This is a genomic window from Citrobacter sp. Res13-Sevr-PEB04-36, from assembly GCF_015672735.1.
Taxonomy (GTDB): domain Bacteria; phylum Pseudomonadota; class Gammaproteobacteria; order Enterobacterales; family Enterobacteriaceae; genus Citrobacter.
The window spans coordinates 1-26,003 of record NZ_JADABY010000006.1 but is presented as its reverse complement, the minus strand read 5'-3'; the positions used below and the strand labels follow the sequence as shown (position 1 = coordinate 26,003).

At 51.8% G+C, this 26,003-nt stretch carries 21 protein-coding genes; 5 read left to right on the top strand and 16 right to left on the bottom strand.

Annotated features, from left to right (window positions below):
- From phnD to IMQ48_RS01290, 4 genes are all read right to left on the bottom strand, one after another.
- Nucleotides 1-1,017: a phosphonate ABC transporter substrate-binding protein gene (gene phnD / locus IMQ48_RS01305; RefSeq protein ID WP_196207591.1), complete on the bottom strand. Its 1,017-nt coding sequence runs from the start codon at nt 1,015-1,017 to the stop codon at nt 1-3.
- Nucleotides 1,018-1,172: 155 nt separating this feature from the next.
- Nucleotides 1,173-1,961, bottom strand: a complete 789-nt coding sequence (gene phnC, locus IMQ48_RS01300) for a phosphonate ABC transporter ATP-binding protein (protein WP_196207590.1) — start codon at nt 1,959-1,961, stop codon at nt 1,173-1,175.
- 132 nt (nt 1,962-2,093) lie between these two features.
- Complete coding sequence (yjdN, locus tag IMQ48_RS01295; protein ID WP_196207589.1) at nt 2,094-2,543, bottom strand: VOC family metalloprotein YjdN; 450 nt, start codon at nt 2,541-2,543, stop codon at nt 2,094-2,096.
- A gap of 120 nt (nt 2,544-2,663) precedes the next feature.
- Nucleotides 2,664-2,999 (bottom strand): zinc ribbon domain-containing protein YjdM, encoded by a 336-nt coding sequence (locus IMQ48_RS01290; protein WP_096758651.1) that lies wholly within the window; start codon nt 2,997-2,999, stop codon nt 2,664-2,666.
- A gap of 553 nt (nt 3,000-3,552) precedes the next feature.
- Between IMQ48_RS01290 and crfC the strand changes: the two genes are divergently transcribed.
- A complete protein-coding gene (gene crfC, locus IMQ48_RS01285; protein ID WP_196207588.1) occupies nt 3,553-5,907 on the top strand; it encodes a clamp-binding protein CrfC in 2,355 nt (784 codons plus the stop codon).
- Nucleotides 5,904-6,797: a diguanylate cyclase regulator RdcB family protein gene (locus tag IMQ48_RS01280; RefSeq protein WP_196207587.1), complete on the top strand. Its 894-nt coding sequence runs from the start codon at nt 5,904-5,906 to the stop codon at nt 6,795-6,797. The genes crfC and IMQ48_RS01280 overlap by 4 nt, the downstream gene beginning before the upstream one ends.
- A gap of 28 nt (nt 6,798-6,825) precedes the next feature.
- Here the strand turns inward: IMQ48_RS01280 and kdgT are convergent, their stop codons facing one another.
- Nucleotides 6,826-7,824, bottom strand: coding sequence for a 2-keto-3-deoxygluconate transporter (gene kdgT, locus IMQ48_RS01275; protein ID WP_196207586.1), 999 nt, complete (start codon nt 7,822-7,824; stop codon nt 6,826-6,828).
- A gap of 699 nt (nt 7,825-8,523) precedes the next feature.
- Between kdgT and proP the strand changes: the two genes are divergently transcribed.
- Together proP and pmrR are read left to right on the top strand one after the other, a co-directional pair.
- On the top strand, nt 8,524-10,026 hold the full coding sequence (gene proP, locus IMQ48_RS01270; RefSeq protein WP_196207585.1) for a glycine betaine/L-proline transporter ProP: 1,503 nt from the start codon (nt 8,524-8,526) through the stop codon (nt 10,024-10,026).
- Between the two features lie 107 nt (nt 10,027-10,133).
- A complete protein-coding gene (gene pmrR, locus IMQ48_RS01265; RefSeq protein ID WP_003826741.1) occupies nt 10,134-10,223 on the top strand; it encodes an LpxT activity modulator PmrR in 90 nt (29 codons plus the stop codon).
- On the opposite strand, the gene pmrB is transcribed toward pmrR, so the two are convergent.
- The 7 genes from pmrB to melR all read right to left on the bottom strand — a co-directional run bounded on the left by pmrB (nt 10,217) and on the right by melR (nt 19,687).
- Nucleotides 10,217-11,299, bottom strand: a complete 1,083-nt coding sequence (gene pmrB / locus IMQ48_RS01260) for a two-component system sensor histidine kinase PmrB (protein ID WP_370551824.1) — start codon at nt 11,297-11,299, stop codon at nt 10,217-10,219. The genes pmrR and pmrB overlap by 7 nt on opposite strands.
- On the bottom strand, nt 11,300-11,968 hold the full coding sequence (gene pmrA / locus IMQ48_RS01255) for a two-component system response regulator PmrA (RefSeq protein WP_196207584.1): 669 nt from the start codon (nt 11,966-11,968) through the stop codon (nt 11,300-11,302).
- Nucleotides 11,969-11,972: 4 nt separating this feature from the next.
- Entirely contained in the window at nt 11,973-13,610 is a 1,638-nt protein-coding gene (eptA, locus tag IMQ48_RS01250) for a phosphoethanolamine transferase EptA (protein WP_196207583.1), read from the bottom strand.
- A 136-nt stretch (nt 13,611-13,746) separates the two neighbouring features.
- Nucleotides 13,747-15,084, bottom strand: a complete 1,338-nt coding sequence (gene adiC / locus IMQ48_RS01245) for an arginine/agmatine antiporter (protein WP_196207582.1) — start codon at nt 15,082-15,084, stop codon at nt 13,747-13,749.
- A 127-nt stretch (nt 15,085-15,211) separates the two neighbouring features.
- Nucleotides 15,212-15,973 (bottom strand): AraC family transcriptional regulator, encoded by a 762-nt coding sequence (locus IMQ48_RS01240; protein ID WP_196207663.1) that lies wholly within the window; start codon nt 15,971-15,973, stop codon nt 15,212-15,214.
- Between the two features lie 313 nt (nt 15,974-16,286).
- A complete protein-coding gene (gene adiA / locus IMQ48_RS01235) occupies nt 16,287-18,554 on the bottom strand; it encodes an arginine decarboxylase (protein WP_196207581.1) in 2,268 nt (755 codons plus the stop codon).
- 200 nt (nt 18,555-18,754) lie between these two features.
- On the bottom strand, nt 18,755-19,687 hold the full coding sequence (gene melR / locus IMQ48_RS01230; RefSeq protein WP_196207580.1) for a transcriptional regulator MelR: 933 nt from the start codon (nt 19,685-19,687) through the stop codon (nt 18,755-18,757).
- 268 nt (nt 19,688-19,955) lie between these two features.
- On the opposite strand from melR, the gene melA reads away from it, so the two are divergent.
- Nucleotides 19,956-21,311 carry an alpha-galactosidase gene (melA, locus tag IMQ48_RS01225; RefSeq protein ID WP_196207579.1) on the top strand — a complete coding sequence of 452 codons (1,356 nt, stop codon included), beginning with the start codon at nt 19,956-19,958 and terminating at the stop codon, nt 21,309-21,311.
- A 44-nt stretch (nt 21,312-21,355) separates the two neighbouring features.
- On the opposite strand, the gene IMQ48_RS01220 is transcribed toward melA, so the two are convergent.
- From IMQ48_RS01220 to IMQ48_RS01205, 4 genes are all read right to left on the bottom strand, one after another.
- Nucleotides 21,356-21,988: a DUF2238 domain-containing protein gene (locus IMQ48_RS01220; protein WP_196207578.1), complete on the bottom strand. Its 633-nt coding sequence runs from the start codon at nt 21,986-21,988 to the stop codon at nt 21,356-21,358.
- Nucleotides 21,989-22,152: 164 nt separating this feature from the next.
- Nucleotides 22,153-23,799: a class I fumarate hydratase FumA gene (gene fumA / locus IMQ48_RS01215; protein ID WP_196207577.1), complete on the bottom strand. Its 1,647-nt coding sequence runs from the start codon at nt 23,797-23,799 to the stop codon at nt 22,153-22,155.
- A gap of 95 nt (nt 23,800-23,894) precedes the next feature.
- Complete coding sequence (gene dcuB / locus IMQ48_RS01210) at nt 23,895-25,235, bottom strand: anaerobic C4-dicarboxylate transporter DcuB (RefSeq protein ID WP_096758637.1); 1,341 nt, start codon at nt 25,233-25,235, stop codon at nt 23,895-23,897.
- Nucleotides 25,236-25,382: 147 nt separating this feature from the next.
- Nucleotides 25,383-25,688 (bottom strand): hypothetical protein, encoded by a 306-nt coding sequence (locus IMQ48_RS01205; protein ID WP_196207576.1) that lies wholly within the window; start codon nt 25,686-25,688, stop codon nt 25,383-25,385.
- Between the last annotated feature and the right edge of the window lie 315 nt (nt 25,689-26,003).

The window sequence follows — 26,003 nt, the reverse complement described above, 5'->3', positions numbered from 1 at the left end:
TTACTGCACCGCTTTGGTGACGCTGGTCATAGCACCCAGCGCGGCGGTCAGGCGGTCGAGGTCATCCAGCTGCGCTTTAATCACTGAGGTTTTGCTGGTTTTCTCTTCCGCGTTCAGCCCTTTGTTGTCCTTCACGCCCTGCATCTCTTTAAACAGCGCCAGCTGGCGAATCGGTACCAACTGCAGGTCGCTGGAGGCGCGGAACGGCGCCCAGCCCAGGCGTTCCAGCGTGGCTTTCTCTTCCGGTGTTTTGCCGTAGCTCATAAAGAAGTCGTACACCTTGTCCTTGGTGGTTTCGGAGAGGTTTTTGCGCCAGACGATCGGATCGCCTGGGATCAGCGGCGATTTCCAGATCACCTTCAGCGCTTTCAATTTTTCCGGTGCAGAGGTTTTTAACTTGTCGAGGTTTTCGGTGTTGTTGGTGGCAACATCCACCTGCTTATTGGCGACGGCCAGGGCGTTGGTTTCATGCCCGGCGTTAACGGTGCGCTTGAAGTCGCTGGCAGCAATGTTGTTTTTCGCGAAGACGTAGTAACCGGGGACGAGGTAGCCCGAGGTGGAATTTGGATCGCCGTTGCCGAAGGTGAGATCCTTACGTTTGGCGATCAGATCGTTAAGGTTGTTGATCGGACTGTCTTTGTTGACGATCAATACGCTCCAGTAACCCGGCGATCCGTCTGCCGCGACGGTCTGGGCGAAGACTTGTCCGTTAGCGCGATCCACCGCTTCCATCGCCGAGAGGTTGCCGTACCAGGCGATATCGACTTTGTTAAAGCGCATGCCCTGGATGATCCCGGCGTAGTCCGGGGCGAAGAAGGCATTCACTTTTACGCCCAGCGATTTTTCCATGTCCTTCAGGAACGGTTCCCACTGTGGCTTCAGATTTTGCTGTGATTCGGTCGAAATAATGCCAAAGTTCAGCGCTTTTTCTTGTTCATCGGCATATGCCGGGCTTAACAAGGTGCTGATGCTGAACATGCTGGTGAAAGCCAGCGCGGCAACTGTCTTATAGCTCATGTCGTTTCCTTAATTAGTCATTGTTCCAGGCTATTTCACTTGCCAGCCTGAATCCGGGCAGTGCTCAAAATCCTCACGTACTGCGTGTACGCTCCGGTTTTTCCGCGCTGGCCGTCTCCAGCCTGGCTGCGCCAATAACGCCTGGTTTTTTAGAACTAGGCAGCCTGCGCGTTCTGGTCGACGCGGTTCATGCTGCGGTAGAGATGGTCAAATCGATCGTTATCAAACTGCTGGCTGCTGCCGTCGTAGAAGACGTGCCCCTGGCGCAGCGCGACAATGCGTTCGCAGTAGCGCAGGGCATAATCCACCTGATGTAGCGTGACCACGACGGTGATGCCGTCGGTCTGGTTAATGTCGCGCAGGGTGTCCATCACGATGCGTGCTGATTCCGGGTCCAGCGAGGCAATCGGCTCATCGGCGAGGATCACTTTGGCTTGCTGCATCAGGGCGCGGGCGATAGCGACGCGCTGCTGCTGTCCACCGGAGAGCGTGGAAACGCGCTGGTAGGCAAAGTGCGCCATGCCAACGCGGGTCAGTGCCTGTAACGCCCGTTGCTTCTGCTCTGGCGTAAACCAGCTAAAACAGGTGCGCCAGAACGGCGTGCTGCCGAGCGCGCCAATCAGCACGTTCTCCAGCACGGTGAGACGGTTCACCAGATTGAACTGTTGGAAGATATAGCCTGTATGGGCGCGGCTTTTGCGGATGTCGCGCGCCAGTCGGCCTTCGTGTTGCACCGTGCGGCCTAGCAGCTCGATGTGGCTACCTGGCGATTTATCACCCGTAATCAAACCGCTTAAGTGACGTAAAAGGGTGGATTTTCCGGAACCTGATGGCCCAAGCAGAGCCACCATCTCACCGGAATGGATAGTCAGATCAACCGCATTCAGCGCCTGATGTTGATTGAATGATTTGGAGAGTTTCTCGACGCGAATAACCGTTTGCATGATGCGGCCTCCCTAAAAAAGTGGCCCCATCGTGGCGGATTAATGTGACATTTTCGTTAAGGGATGGTTACTTGAAGATGAAGAGTTGAGCGATGTTTGATGACAGTACGGGAGGACAAGCCTCCCGCAGGATTACTCCGTAGGGGGTTGCTGCTGTTTGACGACGTTGATCATCCACGGCACGCCGTACTGATCGGTGACTTTACCGAAGCCGTGTGCCCAGAACGTTTCCTGCCAGTCCATTTCGATTTGGCCTGTTGCTGCGAGGTTGTCAAACCAGCGCTTCCCTTCGTTGACATCCTGCGTGTCGAGGACCAGCGTGAAGCCGGAATAGTGGGCTTTTCCTGTCGCGACGCCGTCGCTCATCATGATGTCGCTGCCCGCAACGCGCAGATTGGCGTGGGCGATGGCGGTATCGGGGAATTTCATTCCAGAAGGGCAACCCTCTTCGCTGTCCTGCGCCGACTGGGGCATTTCACCGAAGTTGATTTTGTAGAGTAGTTCAGCGCCCAGCGTGTGTTGGTAGTACGCAATGGCGTCAGCGCAGTTGCCTGCAAAGGAGATGTAGGGACTTAACGGCATGATCTTTACCTCAGGTAAGAGAAGCCAGTTAAGTGTAGTTATCGTAGGTCCGGTAAGCGAAGCGCCACCGGGCAATAAAAGCCGGATGGCGGCATAACCGCCTGATCCGGCCTGGAAAAATCAGTTCTTTTTCACAAACTCGGATTTCAGCTTCATTGGGCCAAAGCCATCGATCTTGCAATCGATATTGTGGTCGCCTTCAACCAGGCGGATGTTTTTGACTTTGGTACCGATCTTCAGCATGGAAGAACTCCCTTTGACCTTCAGATCTTTTACGACGGTTACGCTGTCGCCGTCGGCCAGCAGGTTGCCGTTGGCATCTTTCACAATCAGTTCGTCGCTGTCATGCGCCGGTTCAGCATCGTTCCATTCGTGAGCGCATTCCGGGCAGATGAACATGCCGTTATCTTCGTAGGTGTATTCGGAGTTGCATTGTGGGCAGTGTGGTAATGACATGTAGATTTCCTCAAAAGTCAGCAGGGGCAAAAGCGCCCAAAAAATGGCAGATTGCCGAAAAAGGCCGCAATTATACATAAAATCCCTGTGATTGTCGGGACTACTGTCCGATTAAGCACAGGGCGATGGTGTATATACTGGCCGCAACACCCGCTTTTTCACGTTGTTGAAAGCGTGTCTGATTATTTTTTAAGGGAAATTGCTACGTTTTGTTATTTAAGTTAAGGTGAGGCGAACCACCTGATATTTATAGGTAACATGATCCTCAGTATGGCTTAGTTATTGTGAATGGATATCTCATTACCCCTTAATTTAGGTAGGGGAATTAAGCTGGCATTTTTTAAAACTGAACTACTCTGTTTATCTTTCTTACTTATTACAGTAAGGGAGAGGCATCAGGCTAGCGGTCACATAACAAATATTATTTTAATAATATCAATTGGTTGTTTTGATTTTAATTATTTCCACACGTAATGATAAAAGCCGAAAATCCATAAATAAAAAGATTTGGCTAAATAAAAGTAAGGTTATTTGCGTTAAGGAAAAATTTTCCATGTACACACAGACAATATATGAATTAAGTCAGGAAGCTGAACGCCTGCTGATGCTCTCTCTTGACCATCTCAGGCAGTTGCAAAAATTGCCTACGACGTCGTTGGATGATGTTGCTCTGAAAAGAGGTGAACAAAGCGGACACGTACAACCCCTGCATTTCAGCGCGCGTGGCATGGATGTCCAGCAAGCAACGCTCAATAATGAGCTGCGGAAGGTCACTCGTCTGGAAATGGTGTTGGCCATTGTCGGCACGATGAAAGCGGGAAAATCGACGACGATTAATGCGATTGTAGGAACGGAAGTGCTACCTAATCGTAATCGACCGATGACGGCCCTGCCGACGTTGATCCGCCATACACCAGGCCAGAAAGATCCGGTGCTGCATTTTTCTCATGTTGCGCCGATTGATGCCTTAATGAAGATTTTGCAGCAGCGTGTGCGCGAGTGCGATCGCCAGTCTCTTACCCATGAGCTGGAAATTGATAAGGATATGAATACGCTGCTGCAGCGCATTGAAAACGGCGTGGCGTTTGAACGGTATTATTTAGGTGCAGAACCTATTTTCCAGTGTCTTAAGAGTCTGAACGATCTGGTGCGTCTGTCAAAAGCGCTGGCGGTTGATTTCCCTTTTTCTGCGTACGCTGCGATAGAGAATATTCCGGTTATTGAGGTCGAGTTTGTACATTTGGCCGGGCAGGCAAGCTATCCGGGGCAATTAACCCTGCTGGATACGCCGGGGCCAAATGAAGCCGGACAGCCGCATTTACAAAAGATGTTGAATGAACAGCTGGCGCGGGCGTCTGCGGTCCTGGCGGTGATGGACTACACCCAACTGAAGTCGATTTCGGATGAGGAAGTGCGCCAGGCGATCACCGCGGTAGGCAAATCGGTACCGCTGTATGCTCTGGTAAATAAATTCGATCAGAAAGACCGTAACAGCGATGATGAAGAGCAGGTACGGGCATTGATTTCCGGCACGTTGATGAAGGGCGGTATTACGCCTGAGCGTATTTATCCGGTGTCTTCCATGTGGGGGTATCTGGCGAACCGTGCACGTCATGAACTGATGACGCACGGGCGGTTGCCGGATCATCAGGAACAACGCTGGGTGCAGGATTTTGCCGAAGCTGCGCTTGGTCGGCGCTGGCGCACGGCCGATCTGGATGATACCGAGCATATTCGGCATGCTGCCGATTTACTCTGGGCAGACTCGCTGTTTGAGCAGCCGATTCAGAACGTTATTCATGCCGCTTACGCCAATGCCTCGCTCTATGCGTTACGCTCTGCGTCACATAAGTTATTGAACTATGCCCAAAGCGCGCACGAGTATCTTGAGTTTCGCTATCACGGATTAACGGTAGCGAGTGACAAGCTGCAGCTGAACATCGGCCATATTGAAGACGATATGCAGCAGATCCAGGTCGGTCAGGAACAGGTCAGTGATGAGGTTAAGCACGAAGTTGATCTGGCTCTGGAGGCGACTACCGTGTTTCTCAACCAGCAACAGGCGGAGATCCTTTGCAGTATCAACACGCTCTTTGAAAAAGAAAACGTGCTGAGAATGTCACAACACGGCATAGGGGCGGCCATGACAGCGGCGGAAATGGCCGGAGACATGCTGGTGCTGCATGATGAAGGACGCGCCAAGATTGTCTTAGATAAAATTCGTTCGTCCTGTGAAGTCGTCCTGCTGGCGGCTCAGGAGAGCATCAGCCGCGATTTAGGCCTGCGTTTTGAGCAACTCGAGTCGACGTTGTCGCGGACGTTAAATGATGCGATGCGACCTATTGAGCAGCGGGTGAAAGAGGAGTTGAGCCATGCCGGGTTCCGCGCCCGGATCCGCTTTCCGGCGTTTCATTCGGCGATGTTTAACTTTAATACCCGCCAACTGTTCAATGAAGCGATTGAGCAGGATACGCAGTTGGATGAGGGCACATCCTCTGCGGGCGGGGTGCGCGATATGTTCTCACGTTGGTTGAACCAGCCGAACTGGGGATGGAGTGATGATGCCGCCGTAAAAACACGTTATCTCATTGATATCAATGCGTTGAATAATAGCCTTGTACAGTACGTTACGCTGTTCTGCCAACAAATCCGTAAAGCTTTAGCGGCACAGGTCGATATTTCCGTTACGGCAGGCATGGCGACGTTTTTTGCAGATTTTTCACTGTGCCTGGCACAATTGCAGGCGAGCCTGCGTGAGAGTCTGCACCTGCGCCAGCAAAACGAATCTGCAGTGACCGCATTGAGTGAACAACTGCAGCACCGTATTGCGATCGCCTCATGGATTAATGAAGACTCCCGCTTGCTGCGTGACGATATTCACACCCTTTTTTCAGCCGAGCACACATGACTAACGTGTTACTGGAAGGCCCCGGGCGAACGCTGGAGTGCGTTTATCCGAAGTTTATGGTCGATCTGGTTCAGGGAGATGAAACCAAACGTTCCGGTGGTTTTCTGCAACAGCAGCGGTTGCTGCGTGCGCGGTTGACGCAGGAAGTGTTATCCCAGACGCAGCTGCGCGCGTGGGTTATGGCGGGTGTCTCCAGCGAAAATTTGATGATGCGCCTGAAGCTGGTAGAAAAACTGGCGGGTATGATTGACCCCGGCCATCTGGCGCTGGTGCGTATTGCCGAAGGACTGGCGTTCCTGCAAGTGACGGAGCGTCCGCGCGGGCAATCCACGCCCGGTATTATGCAGCAGATCGATGTGCTCTCCAGCTGGTTTAAGCAACGCAGTGCCTATAAAGAGAAGGCGCTGACGCAGCGCGGGCTAACCGTTCAGGCGGGCGCGCACAGCGAACAAATTTTTACCCGCTGGCGGGCGGGGGCATATGACGGCTGGTCGTTGCCGGGACGTTGCTTTGTCGCGCTGGAAGAGTTGCGCTGGGGCGCGTTTGGCGATGCCTGTCGACTGGGCAACGCTGACGTAGCGTCGATGCTCAAAGATAATCTACGCACGATGGCGACCCAGGCCCTGGCGCACAGTGTAAATGCCGCGCCTACTACGCGTCATTATTATCATCAATGGTTGAATTCGCCTGCCGTTGGCGGTTCGAGCGAGCACAACGATATGCTGAGTTGGTTGGGCGACTGGTGTGATACGGAGCAGCACCCGGTGAGCGGGTCGGTGACGCAGCGGTGGCAGAATGTGGCGCTGGGGATGCCGAGACTATGTTCGGCAAAACGGCTGGTGGATGCGATGGTTGAGGAGATTTTTGCACCGTCCCTGCTCAGGGGCTGAGAAGGGACGGTGAGTCGATAGAACGGACTTAGTGGTGCAGTGAGTCAGCCGGTGTCGTTACCGTTTCTGTGGCGGCCGGCGCTTTATTAAACCGTCTGGCGTACAGGGCGGTGATAATCGGGACCAGAATCGCCGTGACAATCACGCTGGCGGCAACCAACGCGGTAGCGGAGGCGGCAACAGGTTCAAATGCCGGGTTAATCTGGGCGATAATCACCGGGTTTGCTACCGCAGCACCGGCTGCAGAAGAGGCCGCTACGCCTGCCGTACCGTTCCCGCCACCAATCACGCGGTCAGCAATAATCAGTGGGATGCCGGTAATCACGATGACCGCAACGCCCAGCAGGATACCCAGCAGACCGGTGTCAACGATGACGCTCAGGTTAATGGTATTCCCCAGTGCGAAGCCAAAGAACGGAATCAGTACCGGCGTTGCTTTGCTGAAGAAGGAACGCAGATCGTGATCCAGGTTACCCAGCGCAAAACCAATCAGGAACGGCAATACGGCCCCGACGAAATGGTGTGGCTCAAAGGAAGCGAGACCCGCAGAACCCAGAATAACCATGGTCATCAGCGGACCAGATTCCAGAGACATCAGAACGAAGGCGCCGGACTCTTCTTTGGTGCCATACTGGTTCATCAGGCTGGCGTACAGGCCACCGTTAGTCATGTCCATTGCAGAGACAATTGCCAGCACGGAAAGACCTGCAAAGAATCCGGTTTGAATACCGGTATCAGGAATGAATGATGCGGCAATCATTGCCACTGCCCAGGCCACAGCTATTTTGGTTAATACCAGCGTACCGGACTTGCGTAATACCGTGCCGGTAGCCCGTAAATCAATAGAAGCACCGATACAGAAAAACCACACTGCCAGAATGGGAACGGTGCCGCTAATCATCCCTTTGGTAAATGAACCAAAATATGCACCGGTATCAGGAGCTAACGTATTTAACACCGCACCTAATAACAGAGGAATCAACATCATTCCGCCGGGGATGCGTTCAATCGTGGCCTTGATTTTCATAAACGTCCTCATGTCTTGTCGCTGGTAATAAACGCGAAAGAAAACAAAATAGTAATTAAATTCAACAAGTTATTTGTGTTTCATAACAAAGAAAAGTTGCTATCTCTTTGTTTTTAAAATCTAACGCGGTAAACATTGAGCGTGTCATTGCTCCCAGGGGTAGTGCGTCTGGAATTAGTGTGCATTCATAAGAACGATGATTCAATCAAAATAAAACAGTGTTTTAGTTATCTTTGTCACATATTTCATGCAAAAACTCCCAAAGCTTCTGATTATTAAAAAACCTGTAAATTATTTGTGAAGAGATTAGATGTTATTTTGCCTGGCTGGATAATAGTGACCACCGTGATTGTTGGCGTAAATAAGCAATATTTTCTTGTAGTGAATAGGTAATTAATCGCAACCCTTCCATGTGAAAAAGTTGACTCAGAATGACCTTATTTACGCAGGTTGACGAAATGAAATACTATGTGTGAAGTTGATCACAGATTTAAACACTGTTAGGGTAAAGAGGTCATTAACCGCCCAATCAGGCGTCAACAGGTTCGGTTGTACTGCGCATTTCCGTTCAGTGTAAGTAAACCTGCTACGCTTGTTACAGGGATTGCGCCTGTGCATTCCCCGCTCGGCGATGACCTTAGCGCATGCTGCGTTGGGAGAATCTCTGTGCGCGACAGGGCTAAGTCTATGAGGACTGGTATGCTAAAAAGGAAAAAAATAAAACCCATTACGCTTCGCGATGTCACCATTATTGATGACGGTAAACTGCGAAAAGCCATTACCGCAGCCTCGCTGGGTAATGCGATGGAATGGTTCGATTTTGGTGTTTATGGATTTGTTGCCTACGCATTAGGTAAAGTGTTCTTCCCGGGGGCTGACCCCAGCGTGCAGATGGTTGCTGCACTCGCTACCTTCTCCGTTCCCTTTCTGATTCGACCGCTTGGCGGGTTGTTCTTCGGTATGCTCGGCGATAAGTACGGTCGCCAGAAGATCCTCGCTATCACCATTGTGATTATGTCGATAAGCACCTTCTGTATCGGGCTTATCCCGTCGTATGCTTCGATTGGTATCTGGGCGCCGATATTGCTGCTGCTGTGTAAGATGGCGCAGGGATTCTCGGTAGGCGGGGAATACACCGGTGCCTCGATTTTCGTCGCGGAATACTCCCCGGACCGTAAACGCGGATTTATGGGCAGCTGGCTGGACTTTGGCTCGATCGCCGGGTTTGTGCTGGGTGCGGGCGTAGTCGTGTTGATCTCGACCGTCGTTGGTGAGGAAAACTTCCTTGAGTGGGGTTGGCGTATTCCGTTCTTCATTGCGCTGCCGTTAGGGCTGATTGGCCTGTATCTGCGTCACGCACTGGAAGAAACCCCTGCGTTCCAGCAGCACGTCGAAAAACTGGAACAGGGAGACCGCCAGGGTCTGCAAGAAGGACCGAAAGTCTCATTTAAAGAAATTGCCACTAAACACTGGCGCAGCCTGCTGGCGTGTACCGGTCTGGTGATTGCTACCAACGTCACCTACTACATGCTGCTCACGTACATGCCGAGCTATCTGTCGCATAACCTGCATTATTCTGAAGATCACGGTGTGCTGATTATTATTGCCATTATGATTGGTATGCTGTTTGTGCAACCGATAATGGGGCTGCTCAGTGACCGTTTTGGGCGTCGTCCGTTTGTGATCATGGGCAGTATTGCGCTGTTTGTGCTGGCGATCCCGGCCTTTATCCTGATTAACAGTAACGTCATCGGCCTGATTTTTGCCGGTTTACTGATGCTGGCGGTAATTCTTAACTGTTTTACCGGGGTAATGGCGTCAACGTTACCGGCGATGTTCCCGACGCACATCCGCTACAGTGCGCTGGCTGCGGCATTTAATATTTCGGTATTGATTGCTGGTCTGACACCGACGCTGGCCGCCTGGCTGGTGGAAAGTTCGCAGAATCTGATGATGCCGGCTTACTATCTGATGGTGGTTGCGGTGGTCGGTTTAATTACCGGCATGACGATGAAAGAGACCGCTAATCAGCCGCTGAAAGGCGCGACGCCTGCCGCTTCGGATATTCAGGAAGCGAAAGAAATCCTCGGTGAGCACTACGATAATATTGAGCAGAAGATTGAAGATATCGATCAGGAAATTGCGGATTTACAGGTTAAGCGTACGCGCCTGGTCCAGCAACATCCACGTATTGATGAGTAAACTTAGTGCCTGATGGCGCTACGCTTATCCAGTCTACGGGTTATCCCTTAAGGTTGGCTTAATCTCTGCCAGATACACTCTCCTCCTTATCTTCGGAGGAGAGTGTCATGAAAACCCGTATCTATGAAAGTTTAACCACCGTGTGCAGCGTGCTGATCGTGAGCAGCTTTTTGTACGTTTGGGTGAGCTCTTACTGATCTTTCTCCAGCACTACGCTGGCTTGGGTGCCGGTGGCTCCAGTACGATTTTGCAAAAAAAATTGCCCGCGATGGAGCTGGGTAATACGGCTGACAATGCTCAGTCCCAGCCCAATACCGCCAAAACGGCTGTCCATGCGCACAAACGCTTTGCTTAACTCCCCGCATTTACTTTCATCAATGCCAGGCCCTTCGTCCTCAACGACCATCTGCGCCTCCGGGTCAGTATTCAGGCTAATTCTAATATTACTGCCTTCCGGGCTGTAGCGATGTGCGTTTTCGACCAGGTTACGCAGCAGCATACGCAACAGCGTAACGTCGCCGCGCACCACGATATCGGCAGCGCTCTCGGGTAATAGAAGCGTTTGTTGCCGCTGATCCAGCATGGTGCTGAGCTCATCGTAGGAAGGCAGTATGACGTCCTCCAGCAGTTTGACATGCTGGTAATTCCCCGCAGAAAACGACTGACCCACGCGGGCAAGCTGCAGCAGCTGCGACACGCTGTCCATCATTTGGTCTAAGCGGGCGATAAGCGGCGAAACGTCCACGTTGTGGGTTTTTGACAGTAATTCCAGATGCAGGCGAACACCAGATAACGGTGTGCGCAGCTCGTGGGCGACGTCGGCAGTAAATAAACGCTCATTGTCGAGGGTATTGGTCAGGCGCGCCACCAGCTGATTGAGCGCCGAGACGACCGCCTGTATCTCAACGGTGGAGCTGCGGATTTCGATGGGAGTCAGGTTATCAGCGGTGCGCGCTTCTAACTCTTTTTGCAGGTTGGCAAGCGGGCGGGTGATCCGCCGCACGGCCTGATAGCAAATCAGCAGCGTCAGACTGACCATAAAAATGCCGGGGACGATCAGGCTGGCGATGGCCTCGCGGATCTCATGCATGATATGGCGATCGTTGTTACGGTTTTCGCGTAACGCCTGTTCGAACAGTTGTATTTGTTCGGTGCTCTCATGCCACAGCCAGAAGGTGCTAATCAGCTGAAAGACCACCAGAATCAGGCCGATCGTCAGCATTAAACGATGGCGTAGGGGCAACGGCTGCTTTAAAAAACGCATCAGCTTCACTTAGCTTTCCTCAGTAGCAACCAGCATGTAGCCAAATCCCCTGACCGTGCGAATACGGGCTTTACCGATTTTGTCGCGCAGGTTATGAATGTGGACTTCCAGCGTATTGGTTGACGGTTCGTTATCCCAGCTGTAGATGTCGTTATACAGGATTTCCCGGTGTACCGGGCTACCCGCCTTGAGCATCAGGCGCGACAGCAGCGCGTACTCTTTCGGCGTTAAGATAACCTCCTGGCTATCCATCCACACCTGGCGACGGCCAATATTCAGCGTCAGGTTACCGATAATCAGCTCGCTCTCACCCTGATTGTTATGGCGACGCAGCAGCGCCCGAATACGGGCATGCAACTCTTCCAGCGCAAACGGTTTGACCAGATAGTCATCGGCACCTACGTCCAGCCCGGCAACACGGTCTTTGAGCGTGTCGCGGGCGGTGAGGATCAGCACCGGAATCGTGTATTTTTTCTGCCTGATGCGGTTGAGAAAGTGCAGACCGTCTTCATCGGGCAAGCCGAGATCCAGCACCACCAGACTATAATGCCCGGTCTCCAGACACTGCTCTGCGGCACGGGCGGTTGATACGCCGTCGCAGGCATAGCCTTCTGTTTGAGCGGCAAGGATCAGTCCCTGTAGTAACAGCGTATCGTCTTCAACAATCAGAATTTTCATTCAGTTAGCCTCCCCGGCATGGGTGCAGAATATCATCTGCGGCCTGGTAATTCCTGGTCTGTACGCCCGTTAATCCCAGCAGTGTTGAGAATAAATTATCCTGTGAGAAATCTTCTGTGCTGGCCCGTTTTTGCAAACAAGTCTGTGAGATCTGGTAGCGCTGTTGGTAGTCCTCTGACAACCACAGCAGCATCGGCACATGCTTTTGTGTTTCTGGCGCAATGGAATACGGCAGGCCGTGCAAATAGACGCCGTTTTCTCCTAACGATTCTCCATGATCGGAAAGATAGACCAGGCTGGTGGTGAAATTATCCTGATGTGCTTTCAGTATATTGATTGCTTTATCAACAATATAGTCAACGTACAGAAGGGTGTTGTCGTAGGTGTTCACCAGCTGTTGCTGCGAGCAGGTCTGGATCTCGTTGGTGTCGCAGGTCGGGGTGAATTTCTTGAATTGCGGCGGATAGCGGTTGTAATAGGTCGGGCCGTGGCTGCCGATGGTGTGCAGCACAATCACGCCGTCGCCTTGCAGGTTATTAATGTACGTTTCCAACCCGTGGAACAGAACGTCGTCGTAACATTCACCGTCGATGCACTGCCCCGGCAGATTCAGCTTGGTCATATTCTGATGCGGTACGCGGTCGCATGCGCCTTTGCAGCCACCGTCGTTGTCATTCCACAGCACGTTGATTCCTGCCCGTTGAATGATATCGAGCACACCTTCCTGGTGGTGTGCCAGTTCTTCATCATAGTGCTCGCGCGGCATGTCGGAGAACATGCAGGGTACAGACACCGCCGTCGCCGTCCCGCAGGAGGTGGTGCGTGGGAAATAGACCACGTTATCTTTTTCCAGCAACGGGTTGGTCTGGCGTGAATACCCCGACAGTGAGAAATTATCCCCGCGCGAGGTTTCGCCGAGCACCACGATGGTGAGGTTTTTACGCTTTTCTTTCAGCATTAACGGATTGCGGTGGGCATCTTCGCCAATACGCACCAGCGGCAAATCTGCCAGACGTTGATGGGAATACCAGGATGAGGTGGCTACGATGCTGTTGGACGGGCTGAGGGATTTAACCAGCTCTTTGTTGTTGCGAAACAGCGAGGCGTAATCTTTGTAGAAGAAGGTGGCGACCAGCACGATCAGCAGTACGGATACCAGAATATTTGCGCCACGAGACAGCACGCTGCGCAATACCGGTGTCGTCGGTTTAATTTTTATCCAGCAGGCGATGATCGCCGCCAGAATACCGCTCAGCCCGAGCGTGAGGATCATTTGCGGCGTCAGCAGGGCGAAGGTTTCTGCCGGTGTGGTATCCATCATATTGGCGATCATCGAGCGGTCAATGATGATGCCGTAGGTCATGATGAAATACTGGGCAGAGGCACCCACCAGAATGAAAATGCAGGCCAACAGGCGGTTAAGCCACAGAAATGAGGCTAGCGTCAGCACAATGTTCATAACGCTAAAGGCCACCACCGGCATGGATAAAAACACCAGTACGTTGCGCAGTGAGTCCAGCGGGAGGTCTTGCAGCACCTGTTTATAGAACGCAATGTTCAGGAAGGTGGCCAGATAAAAAGAGATCAGCAGAAGCCAGCTGATGTGCCCGAGAATCGGTCTTTTAAACAGATGCTTTAACATGAAGAGGAAATTCCATCGACTAAGTGGGGCAGATCCTCGCAAAGTAAAGTTAAGCCAACCTTAAGAACTTAAGATTGGCTTGAGGCCGGATGGCGGTGATGTCTTATCCGACCTATATGCACCACGGTAACTTACATTAATTATTGTTAACCGGGGCATCCAGTGGATACGGGTTTTTATGGATCCGGTTGTAATTAAGGGCATACAACGCGGTGATGATCATCAGCATCACGAATGACCACATCACTTCTTTGGCGCCAGAGCCGACCACTGCCCAGATGCAGTAGATGAATGCCACGAAGGTCACCAGCAAGTACAGGGGACGTGCTTTACCAAAGTGACCATGGCCCAGCAGCAGCAGGGCGGCACAGGTATACAGGTAAGGCACCAGCGTGAAGATGACCGAGACAGAAGACACCAGACCAAATTCTTTGGCGGCGTTCGGCGACATGCTGCTGAACTGGAAGATGGTCATCAGGACCCCAACGATAATTAACCCGGCAACCGGCGTTCCGGCTTTGTTTACGCGGGCGAAAATCGGTGGGAACAGACCGTCATCGGCCGCCGCTTTTGCGGTTTGTCCGGCAAGCAGCGTCCAGCCGCCCAGTGAACCGAGACAACCGGCTGCCGCACAGAAGGAGACAATCGCGCCAGCGGTGTTACCCAACGCCATGCGGGCGGCATCGCCGAACGGGGAGGCCGAAACGCGCAGCGCCGCGTTAGGGATCATACCCATGATCGCGGTGGTGGAAAGCACATAGCAGACGGCGGCAATCAGCACCCCGCCGATGGTGGCGATAGGAACATTACGTTTAGGGTTTTTGACCACGCCTGCGGCGACGGAGGCACTTTCCACCCCGATGAATGACCACAGGGTAACGTTTAAGGTGCTTTGGATCGCACCAAAGGTGTTCATGCCGCTGACGTTCCAGGCCGCCATATAGGTTTCACCACGGAACCAGAACCAGCCGAAGACGGCAATCCCGACAATCGGCACCAGCGCCAGCACGGTGGCAACGGCCTGTACGCGAGTGATCATTTTTGGCCCGACGATGTTCAGCAAGACGAAGATCCACAGTACGGCGACGCAGGTCAGTGTTAACACTAGCGGGTCTTTTAAAATGGGGAAGAAGTAGCTCAGGTAACCCACGCCAATGACCACCATAGCGATGTTACCGATCCAGCAGGCCAGCCAGTACAGGACGTTGGTTTGGTAGCCTAAGAAGGGACCGAAGCAGCGGCGGGCATACGCATAAGAACCACCGGGACTGGAGTCTAAGGACGACATTTTGGCGTACACCATCGATAGCGCCAGCGCACCGATAATTGTGACCAGCCATCCGTAGATTGCAATCCCGCCAGTTGACGCCAGGTTGGCAGGTAGCAGGAACACACCGGAACCCATAATATTCCCCGACACCATTAAGGTGACGGGGATTAAGCCCACTTTGTGAGCATCAGCATCCGTCGACATATTTCTTAACTCCTGATAAGGATAAATGACGACGTATCATACCTCCGCAGAAGATAATTAAATTATGGCGAAAGGGGAGTATCGCCAATGCTGATATTATTATGGCTTATTGCTAAATGATTAAAAATCAGGCGGCCGTTTGTTCCCGGTGCAGACTGACATAATGCAGTGGAGTCATCCCGTAGAACTCTTTGAATACAGAGATGAAGTATGACGTACTGTTATATCCGCACAGTTGTGATACCTGAGATATGTTTTTTCCGTCCATCAATAATTGATTGACAGCATAACGCATGCGACAGGTGGTAATTATTTGGCTGTAACTTGTGTTTTCATTTTTGAGCTTTTTCTTTAACAAACTGGGGCTCAGGCACAGGCAACTGGCGACCAGACTCAAATTCCAGTCTTTATGAATATCGCTTTCAATGATGTGATAAACGCTGTCGCTGATGCGGCTGCGTAACATATGCATCAGCAATGAGAGAAACTTTTTGCTGTCGAGAAAGCGTGATAACACGGTGAACAGCAGCGCACGCGTCCGCTCTGCTTCCCCTTCGTTCAGCGTATCCATTACACTGTGCTGGGCGGCGACCCGAAACACATCCGGCGTCAGGCAGACGGCGGTCATTACCGGATTGGCACTGCGTTGCCAGAGGGGGATTTGCGAGAGATCTTTATTTAAAAATCGTAAGTAATCTTTAATAATGTCGCGACTGATGTGAACCACCAGAGCATTATTGAGTGAAGAAAAGTCGATAATATTATTATCACATGCCACCAGTGCCATGTGGTTGGCTTTTAAACTGATGGCTTCTTTACCGTTAATCCTTAACCAAACATCTTTCTCCGTTAATACAACAACACAAGCTGCTTTGCTGCAAACCCTCATACCCGAACTCCTGGAATATGAATATAAAATACCGTCGCTCGCCGAAGGGTGAGTAATACCGGTCAAATGGAATTGTATGATGAATCAAAACCTGCGATAAAATAGCGTGATTTGGAGCAATTACAATATCTTCAGGGATTATTGGGGTGTACATAATAATTTACGTGAGTGGCAACGTGCTTTCGCTGTATAAAAAAAGCGCGGGGTGGCCCCGCGCAAAAGGTATGACAGTGTTATTGTTTTGCAGCAATACTCAGGAATTACTCAAGCATGACATGTCTACCTTAAACATCGGACTATCTATAAAGCGACATTATGCTTTCACGCACATGACGTGATACATGCCGTCGATAATTTCCGTTCCTTCGGTTTCATGTTCAAAACCAGGGAAGTTATGGTCCCAGGATTGCAACGAACGCAGGTAACTGATCTGTGGGCTATTGGCATCGCCAAAGTTTTCCCCGGACAGCAGCATCGGGATTCCCGGTGGGTAAGGGATAACGGAATTGGCGGCAATACGGCCCGGCAGATTTTCGATGGCCACCATCTCAACGTTGTCGCTCACGATGGCGTTATAGGCTTCACGCGGGGTGATTTCAGCGACAGGCAGGCCGGAATAGGCCGCATTGAGGCGGCTGCCAGGGTTGTTTTCTTTCAGCCAGGCGAACATGGTGTCGCCCAGATCGTGAATGCCCATGTTGGCATAAGTGTCAGGATGCTCCTCTACCAGTTCTGGCATCACCTGTGACAGCGGGGTATTGGCATCGTAATGGTGCTTGAAGGAACACAGCGTGTTGATAAGCGTGCCCCATTTCCCGCGGGTGATCCCCATTGAGAACAGGAACATAATCTGGAAGTCAGTGGTACGGGTCGGTACGATACCGTGACGTCCAAGCCAGGCGGTAACCAGCGCCGCGGGCACACCGTTCTCTTCCTGCTCGCCGTCGTCACCCATTCCCGGGGCAAGAATGCTGACCTTAATTGGGTCCAGCATGCTCCAGTTATCCGGTAGGTCTTTAAAGCCGTGCCAGGATTCACCCGGGCGCATCACCCAGCAATTCTGGTCGGTGGTCAGCAGTTGGGTTGGTGCATCCGCAAAATCGTAGGTTTTACCGGTTTTTGGATCGGTAACCACCTCTTTGTTCCACGGTTTGAAGAACCAGTCGCCCTCGGCGGTGAATTCTTTGTATAACCGCGCCATTGCCTGGCGGAAATCAACCGCTTCGTCGATTACTTCCTGAGTGAGCGACAGGCCGCTGTTACCGTCCATCATCGAGACCGCCACGTCGTTTGAGGCGCAGATGGCATACAGCGGCGAAGTGGTGGCGTGCATCATATACGCCTGGTTAAAGCGAGAGAAATTCACCGCTCCACGGCCTTCACGCACGTGAATGTACGAGGCCTGAGAAAGTGCATTCAGCAGTTTGTGGGTGGAGTGGGTGGCAAATACGGTGGGGCCATTATGGTCGCTAGGCTCTCCACGCATGGCGTAGTGGTCGTTGTAAATCGGGTTGAAGCGCGCATAGCCGTACCAGGCTTCATCGAAGTGTATACGATCGCTGGTTTGTGCCAGCAGGTTCTGTGCTTCTTTCGCGTTGTAGCAGACGCCGTCGTAGGTGCAGTTGGTGACCACGCTGTAAGACGGTTTTTGCCCAGTTTTGCCTTGCGTCAGCGGGCTTTCGCTGATTTTTTTCTGCAACGTTTCCGGTTGCATTTCCTGCGGGTAGATAGGCCCGATAATGCCGTAACGGTTACGGCTTGGCACCATATACACCGGTTTTGCCCCGGTGAGGATCAGCCCCTGCTCGATAGATTTATGGCAGTTACGGTCCAGAACGACCACGTCGTTGTCGGTCATGCAGGCCTGCATGATGGTGCGGTTAGAGCCGGATGTGCCGACCACCACGGACCATGAACGGTCAGCGCCAAAGACGCGGGCGGCATATTTTTCACTCTCGCCAAATGCGCCGGTGTGGTCAAGCAGAGAGCCCAGGGAGGCGCGTTCGATACCCATGTCGCTACGGAACAGATTTTCGCCGTAGTAGTCATGATAGAAACGACCGGCTGGAGTTTTGGTAAATCCGACGCCGCCCTGGTGGCCCGGTGCGGCCCAGGAATATTCATGGATGTCGCCGTACTTCATCAACGCGCTGAACAGCGGTGGCAGAAGCTGCTGGCGATAGCGAGTCATCGCCGCAATGGCGCGCCCGGCGATAAAGTCGGCGGTATCTTCCAGAATCCAGGCGAATTCATCGACAAGCTCCAGCAGATCGCGATCCAGCGATGCGGTGGCTTTTTCCCGATCGCCCAGCAGGAAAACGGGAACGTTTTGCTGGCGTTCGTGAAGCTTGCCGATCAATTGCCTGACGTTGAGGTGTTCATCCTGTTGTTCCATTTGGTAGCTGAACATCAGGCAGTCAATGGCTTCATTGGCGGCCAGGATGGCGTAACCATCATCGAATGATGTGGACTTAATGACGGTCACATTTTGCCGACTCAGGGCATCCGCCAGACGTTCGACCGCATGGCCGACCCAGGTGTCCTGATGCAGAAATTCACTTTCAACAATTAATACTTTCATCGTCTTTTTCCCGTAGTGGAGGATGTGTGACGAGGGCAAGTATTTACCTGATAAATACGGGAGTAAAGTGGTTAAAAAATAGACTATTTTGTGATTTTATCTTTCAAAAACAAATTGTTGATTAGTGTGTGTGGTGGTTTTTCCCTGCCGTTTATCGACAGGGGAATTATTTTTTTGGCTGATAGTGATATTGCCGGGGGTCAGAGGGCTGAGGATTGTCGCCGCTGTTGGCTCAGCTTGCGGTATTGCTGTGGTGACATGCCGACAAATTTGTTGAAGGTGTCGTAAAAGCGGCTGCTGGAGCGAAACCCGGCGGTCAGCGCCACGTCCAGAATAGTTTTATCGGTATCGCTCAGTAGCGCGCGGACGTGGTTGATCCGCATCGCGGTAATGTACTGCTTCATGGTGAGCTGCATTACGCGCTGGAAAATCCCCATCGCATAGTTGGCATTGAGCTTCACGTGTTCTGCGACGTTGTTGATGGAGAGCGCTTGATCGTAGTTGTCGGCAATAAAACTCAGCATCTGGCTGACATAAAACTGGGCATGCCGGGAGACGCTGTTTTTGTGCGTGCGCGAGGTTTTACTGACCAGAATCGGTTGCCATCCTGACAGGCTAAAGCGCTTAAGCATCAGACCAATTTCGTCGATCGCCAACTGGCGAATTTGTTCGTTTGGATTGCTCAGTTCCTGCTGCCAGCGCTGAACTTCAAAGGCGCTGAGCTGCTGTGTCGCCAGTGATTTAATGACCATGCCATGCGTGACGTGGTTGATCAGTTCACGATCCAGCGGCCAGGAGAGAAACAGGTGCATCGGTAAGTTGAAAATTGCCATTTGCTGGCAGGTACCGGGGCGAGTGAGTTGATGCGGCGTACAGGCCCAGAATAATGTGATATGCCCCTGTTTTATCTGCACCACTTCGTTATTGATTACATACTCAACGTCACCGTCGAACGGTACGTTCACCTCCACCTGGCCGTGCCAGTGACTGTTGTCCATGGCATGCGGTGGGCGTAGTTCGATATCCATGCGTTGATACTCTGAGTACAGCGTCAGAGGGCTGCGGGTCTGCTGCTCATCGCTACTGCACATGTGCGGATCGGGGGGGAGAAGCGGTATTGGCAGTGTTGTCATGGTCACTCCATTTCCTGAATGCTCATAATCATGCCATTTGCGCACAGGTAAGACTGAGAATCGGGACGCAAATCGGGTAACTGTATTTCATCTTAGTGAATGTTTTGAGCCGTATTCTCTGCTTTTTAGCTAGTTTTATCCTGTTAACTCAGATTTTGTGCGAGCGGAAAGATGATCTGAGTTTTTGGGAATGCTCATTACAGAAGCCGGAGGTTTTCATCGTCACCGCGTGTCATCCTGACAATGTTCAATAACGTTCTGGAGAGTGATGATGTCTGCACCCAAAATTACCTTTATCGGCGCCGGTTCAACGATTTTCGTCAAAAACATTCTTGGGGATGTCTTTCACCGCGATGCACTGAAATCTGCGCATATTGCTTTAATGGATATCGATCCCACACGCCTTGAGGAATCGCATATTGTGGTGCGCAAACTGATGGATTCCGCGGGTGCATCCGGTCACATCACCTGCCATACCGATCGGAAAGCGGCGTTGCAGGATGCCGACTTTGTGGTTGTCGCCTTCCAGATTGGCGGCTATGAGCCGTGTACCGTCACTGATTTTGATGTGTGTAAGCGTCATGGTCTGGAACAAACCATTGCTGATACCCTGGGGCCGGGCGGTATCATGCGCGCGCTGCGTACCATCCCGCATTTATGGCAGATTTGTGAAGACATGACCGACGTCTGCCCGCATGCCACGATGCTTAACTACGTCAATCCGATGGCGATGAACACCTGGGCTATGTATGCACGTTATCCGCAGATAAAACAGGTTGGGCTTTGCCATTCCGTTCAGGGGACAGCGGAGGAGCTGGCGCGTGATTTGAATATCGATCCTGCCACGTTGCGCTATCGCAGTGCCGGGATCAACCATATGGCGTTTTACCTGGAGCTGGAACGAAAAACGGCAGAGGGCCGCTATGTGGATCTGTACCCGGAACTGCTGGCCGCTTATGACACCGGTCAGGCGCCGAAGCCTAATATTCACGGGAACAACCGCTGCCAGAACATCGTGCGGTATGAGATGCTCAAAAAACTGGGGTACTTCGTGACCGAGTCTTCAGAACATTTTGCTGAATATACGCCGTGGTTTATTAAGCCGGGACGTGAAGACCTGATTGAGCGCTACAAGGTGCCGCTGGATGAATACCCGAAACGTTGCGTGGAACAACTGGCGAACTGGCATAAAGAGCTGGAGGAGTACAAAACGGCGGAGCGGATTGATATCAATCCGTCGCGGGAATATGCCAGCACGATCATGAATGCTATCTGGACCGGTGAACCGAGCGTGATTTATGGCAACGTGCGTAATGACGGCCTGATCGATAACCTGCCACAGGGCTGCTGTGTGGAAGTGGCGTGTCTGGTTGATGCCAACGGCATTCAACCGACTAAGGTGGGCACTCTCCCATCGCATCTGGCGGCAATGATGCAAACCAATATCAATGTGCAGACTCTGTTGACGGAAGCCATCCTGACGGAAAACCGTGATCGGGTGTATCACGCGGCAATGATGGACCCCCACACCGCAGCGGTACTGGGTATTGAGGAGATTTATGCGCTGGTGGACGACCTGATCGCTTCACACGGTGACTGGCTACCGGCCTGGTTACATCGATAAGACGGAGACGTACAGGCCGGATTAGCGTCAGCGACATCCGGCAATCAGTTCATGGTTATTAACTTATAGCGGCGCAGCTGTTGGCAATGAACTCGCGCCAGCAGCATCACCGTAGTTAACGCGCCAAGCAGGGCGCAGAACATATCTGACTGGGTATCCCACGGGTCGCCCTGCGTGCCAAGGAAATCATCTGCACCCTGGCCCATCGCCAGCGCCGCCCACCACTCAATCAGTTCATAAGTGGCGCTGATCGCCAGCGCGACACAGCAGACTAAAAATGCCAGCATCTTACGGCCACGAACAATATTGCCACGCAGCAAAATCTCTCTGGCCGTCAAGGCTGGCACCAGACCCTGGAAGAAGTGGCCCAGTTTGTCATAGGGGTTGCGGCTCAGATTCAGCCATTCCTGAACGTCAAAGCCAATCGGCACCTTAGCGTAAGTGTACATACCGCCCACCATCAGAATGATGGCATGCAGGAAAATCAGCGTGTAGAGCAGCGGCGTCAGCGGATAGCGCCTGGCTGTGGCAAGGAGTAGCGGCACGACAATAATGACTGGAGTGACTTCCATCAGCCAGGTGATTTTTTCTGTGGCGCAGAAGCCGGTATAGACAAGGATTAGCGCCAGTACTAGTGCGCCAGCGTTTAGCGTTGAAGTATTTAGTGTGCGGATCATGGTGATTTTGCGAGTAGTCGAAAAGGCTACTATTTATCGGGTGTGATAAAAATTCAATATCCGTTTTTGAGGGGGAGGGGAGAGTGGCCCGGGGGGATCACCGGGCTGTCCTCAAAGGTTGGGAGTCCAACTATTGGGAACAGTCCGGTGCCGGGCCAGATAGGTTACTTCGCGCAGTTAGCGCATTGCTTGCTGACAATTTGCTGGAAGAAATCGTTGCCTTTGTCATCGACCAGGATGAAAGCCGGGAAATCTTCAACTTCGATTTTCCAGATTGCTTCCATTCCTAATTCCGGATACTCCACACACTCCAGATGCTTAATGCTCTGCTGTGCCAGTACCGCTGCCGGACCGCCGATGCTGCCTAAGTAGAAGCCGCCGTGTTTGTGGCAGGCGTCGGTTACCTGCTGGCTGCGGTTCCCTTTCGCCAGCATGATCATGCTGCCGCCGTGGGATTGCAGTAGATCAACGTAGGAGTCCATACGACCTGCGGTGGTTGGGCCTAAGGAGCCTGATGGATAACCCGCTGGTGTTTTTGCCGGACCCGCGTAGTAGATCGGGTGATCTTTCACGTACTGTGGCAGGCCTTCACCGGAATCAATACGCTCTTTCAGCTTCGCATGGGCAATGTCGCGACCCACAATGATGGTGCCGCTTAACGACAGGCGCGTAGATACCGGGTACTGAGAAAGCTGGGCGAGGATCTCTTTCATCGGGCGGTTCAGGTCAACCTTAACCGCTTCACCTTCACCTGCCTGACGCAGCGATTCTGGAATGTACTGGGCTGGATTATGCTCCAGTTTTTCAATCCAGATACCGTCACGATTAATTTTGGCCTTGATGTTACGGTCGGCAGAGCAGGATACACCCATGCCTACCGGGCAAGATGCGCCGTGGCGAGGTAAGCGGATCACGCGGATATCGTGTGCGAAGTATTTGCCGCCAAACTGTGCGCCGAGACCCAGTTTCTGTGCTTCTTCAAGCAGTTCTTGTTCCAGTTGAACGTCACGGAACGCCTGACCATGGGCATTACCTTCGGTCGGCAGCGCGTCATAGTAGTGCGTGCTGGCCAGTTTCACCGTTTTGAGGGTGCTTTCTGCTGAGGTGCCGCCAATGACAAAGGCGACGTGGTAAGGCGGGCAGGCCGCCGTACCGAGCGTGCGCATCTTATCGACCAGGTAATCTTTCAGTTTGCCGGGGGTCAGCAGTGCTTTGGTTTCCTGATAGAGGTACGTTTTGTTGGCAGAGCCGCCGCCTTTGGCCACACACAGGAATTTGTATTCATCGCCATCAACGCTGTACAGGTCGATTTGTGCGGGTAAGTTAGTCCCGGTATTGACCTCTTTGTACATATCCAGCGCAGCGTTTTGCGAGTAGCGCAGGTTGTCTTCAATGTAGGTGTTAAAGACGCCTTTGGAGAGCGCAGCTTCGTCGCCGCCGCCGGTCCAGACGCGCTGGCCTTTTTTGCCCATGATAATTGCCGTGCCGGTATCCTGGCAGGTCGGCAGTACGCCTTTGGCGGCGATTTCAGAGTTTCTCAGGAATTGCAGCGCCACGTACTTATCGTTTTCGCTGGCTTCAGGGTCGTGGAGAATGGAGGCGACTTGCTGCTGGTGTTCCGGGCGGAGCATGAAGGAGGCATCGTGGAAGGCTTGCTGGGCCAGGAGCGTCAGCGCTTCTGGTTCTACCTTCAGGATTGTCTCGCCTTCAAACTCGCCGACGCTGACGTGATCGGATGTCAGCAGATAGTACTCAGTTTTGTCTTCCCCCAGCGGGAAAGGCGCCTGGTAAGTGAATTCAACTTTTGACATTTGCTTCCAGCCTTTTCTTTTTTATCAGAAACGTAAATTGTTCTGCATTTTATGAGTGGCGTGCCGTACAAAAAGGGACGGCACGCGAAGTGTGATTACAGGAAACCGTACATTGCAGCGAACACCCAGCCAAATACGCAGGATACGCTTACGCCAATCAAACCAGGCAGAATAAAGCTGTGGTTAATGACGAAGCGGCCAATGCGGGTTGTGCCGGAACGGTCAAACTGAATGGCAGCCAGATCGCTCGGGTAGGTCGGCAGAATGTAGTAACCGTAGCATGCCGGAGCAGAGGCAACGATGTACGCTGGATCAACGCCGATAGCCAGCGCGACCGGCACGATAGCCGCCAGCGCCGCAGCCTGGGAGTTTACAAACTTGGAGACCAACAGCAGGACAACCGCATAGGCCCACGGATATTCTTTCACCATCTCGCCCAGTACGCCCTGAATTTCAGACATGTGCGCGCCGAACATGGTTTCCGCCATCCAGGCAATACCGTACACCGCTACAATCGCGATCATACCTGAACGGAAGACTTCATTTTTAGAGATAGATGCGGGGTTGGTTTTGGTCAGGATGATAATCAGTGCGCCGGTCAGCAGCATGAACATCTGGATAACCAGAACCATTGACAGTGGTTTACCGCCAAAAGAAGGACGCAATTCAGATACCGCACCGAGCACGGCAACGACAGCGATAGCGGCCAGGAAGATCCACATTGCCAGCCAGTTGCTCTTAGGCAGCTTCTTATCTAACAGCGTGGCGGTGTCGCCATAGACATAGTGGTGGTTTTCAGGAACGGAAATGAACTTCTGAAAATCTTCGTCTTTGTCCAGATCTTTACCACGGAACCAGCTGAAGATACCGATCGCCAGAATACCCAGCAGGGTAGAGGGGATGGTGATAGCGAGCAGGTCGAGGAATTCGAGGTGCTTGCCTTCAAACGTTACGTTACCCAGCATGGCAACCAGTGACACGACGGCCACGGAAACCGGGCTGGCAATGATACCCATCTGCGCACCGATAGAACTCGCCGCCATCGGACGTTCCGGGCGAATATTGTTCTTAATCGCAACGTCATAGATGATAGGCAGAATGGTGTACACCACGTGACCTGTACCACAAAGGATAGTCAGGGTGCAGGTGACAAACGGTGCCACGATGGAGACGTATTTTGGGTTACGACGCAGCAGCTTTTCAGCAATTTGCAGCATAACATCAAGACCGCCGGAGGCCTGCAAGGTTGCGGAGGCAGCAACCACGGCGATAATGACCAGCATAACGTCTACAGGTGGTTTACCTGGCTGGAGATGGAAAACGAAAACCAGAATGACCAGACCGATACCGCCTAACAAACCCAGTGCGATACCGCCCTTTCTGGCACCATAAAACAAACATATTAATATTATAAGAAGTTGTATACTAAATAACATTTTATTTACCCTCGCGAAAAACCCAGTCAATATTTGATAAATGGATCTGTGCCACATTCTTTTATGCTGGAATAAGCATCAGAAAGCGGTCAATATTCGGTATGTCCGTATTTGCGATTAATGTTCAAATGTCTGGCTAGAAAATTTTTAAACGTTATTGGAAATATTTAACTTTTTTCTGTGACTTTGTTCAGAGGAGAGAATCCTCAGGCGATGGGAAGCGGAGCTTGTTATGAAGAGCATTGGCTGACGTTGTAATGTAGATGCGTTGTCCCGGTTATCCGGAAACTTATCGTCAGCTTTACGTTCTCTACTATTACGTGAACCACCGGCAGAATCGGTGAGTGCATTATTGATGTGATCTCGCTCACGCCAATTCATGGTGTTATGAGGTTGGCGTACGGATACTTTTATTTGCTCACAAAAATGTTCGGTGTCCATAGTACGTAGCATGTTCTCCATTGCTACCGATATAGATTTTTATGTCTGGTTAATTTCAGACTAATCCTTTAGAGGTAAAAATACACATTCTGCGAGTTAGATAATACTTAATTAACTTTTGTTAGTGATTTTGAAATTAAAAACAGTGTGATGTTTGTCAATAATAAAATAGAACGTTAACATGTTGGATACAATTATACCCGTCATACTTCAAGTTGCTTATGTGTTGGCTACGCTCGCTCACCCCAGTCACATAGTTATCTATGCTCCTGGGGATTCACTCCCTTGCCGCCTTTAAGCAACTCGAATTATTTAGGGTATATATTT

Coding starts and splice junctions, on each gene's coding strand:
- phnD (WP_196207591.1), bottom strand. CDS start 1,017: ATGAGCTATAAGACAGTTGCCGCGCTGGCTTTCACCAGCATGTTCAGC.
- phnC (WP_196207590.1), bottom strand. CDS start 1,961: ATGCAAACGGTTATTCGCGTCGAGAAACTCTCCAAATCATTCAATCAA.
- yjdN (WP_196207589.1), bottom strand. CDS start 2,543: ATGCCGTTAAGTCCCTACATCTCCTTTGCAGGCAACTGCGCTGACGCC.
- IMQ48_RS01290 (WP_096758651.1), bottom strand. CDS start 2,999: ATGTCATTACCACACTGCCCACAATGCAACTCCGAATACACCTACGAA.
- crfC (WP_196207588.1), top strand. CDS start 3,553: ATGTACACACAGACAATATATGAATTAAGTCAGGAAGCTGAACGCCTG.
- IMQ48_RS01280 (WP_196207587.1), top strand. CDS start 5,904: ATGACTAACGTGTTACTGGAAGGCCCCGGGCGAACGCTGGAGTGCGTT.
- kdgT (WP_196207586.1), bottom strand. CDS start 7,824: ATGAAAATCAAGGCCACGATTGAACGCATCCCCGGCGGAATGATGTTG.
- proP (WP_196207585.1), top strand. CDS start 8,524: ATGCTAAAAAGGAAAAAAATAAAACCCATTACGCTTCGCGATGTCACC.
- pmrR (WP_003826741.1), top strand. CDS start 10,134: ATGAAAACCCGTATCTATGAAAGTTTAACCACCGTGTGCAGCGTGCTG.
- pmrA (WP_196207584.1), bottom strand. CDS start 11,968: ATGAAAATTCTGATTGTTGAAGACGATACGCTGTTACTACAGGGACTG.
- eptA (WP_196207583.1), bottom strand. CDS start 13,610: ATGTTAAAGCATCTGTTTAAAAGACCGATTCTCGGGCACATCAGCTGG.
- adiC (WP_196207582.1), bottom strand. CDS start 15,084: ATGTCGACGGATGCTGATGCTCACAAAGTGGGCTTAATCCCCGTCACC.
- IMQ48_RS01240 (WP_196207663.1), bottom strand. CDS start 15,973: ATGAGGGTTTGCAGCAAAGCAGCTTGTGTTGTTGTATTAACGGAGAAA.
- adiA (WP_196207581.1), bottom strand. CDS start 18,554: ATGAAAGTATTAATTGTTGAAAGTGAATTTCTGCATCAGGACACCTGG.
- melR (WP_196207580.1), bottom strand. CDS start 19,687: ATGACAACACTGCCAATACCGCTTCTCCCCCCCGATCCGCACATGTGC.
- melA (WP_196207579.1), top strand. CDS start 19,956: ATGATGTCTGCACCCAAAATTACCTTTATCGGCGCCGGTTCAACGATT.
- IMQ48_RS01220 (WP_196207578.1), bottom strand. CDS start 21,988: ATGATCCGCACACTAAATACTTCAACGCTAAACGCTGGCGCACTAGTA.
- fumA (WP_196207577.1), bottom strand. CDS start 23,799: ATGTCAAAAGTTGAATTCACTTACCAGGCGCCTTTCCCGCTGGGGGAA.
- dcuB (WP_096758637.1), bottom strand. CDS start 25,235: ATGTTATTTAGTATACAACTTCTTATAATATTAATATGTTTGTTTTAT.
- IMQ48_RS01205 (WP_196207576.1), bottom strand. CDS start 25,688: ATGCTACGTACTATGGACACCGAACATTTTTGTGAGCAAATAAAAGTA.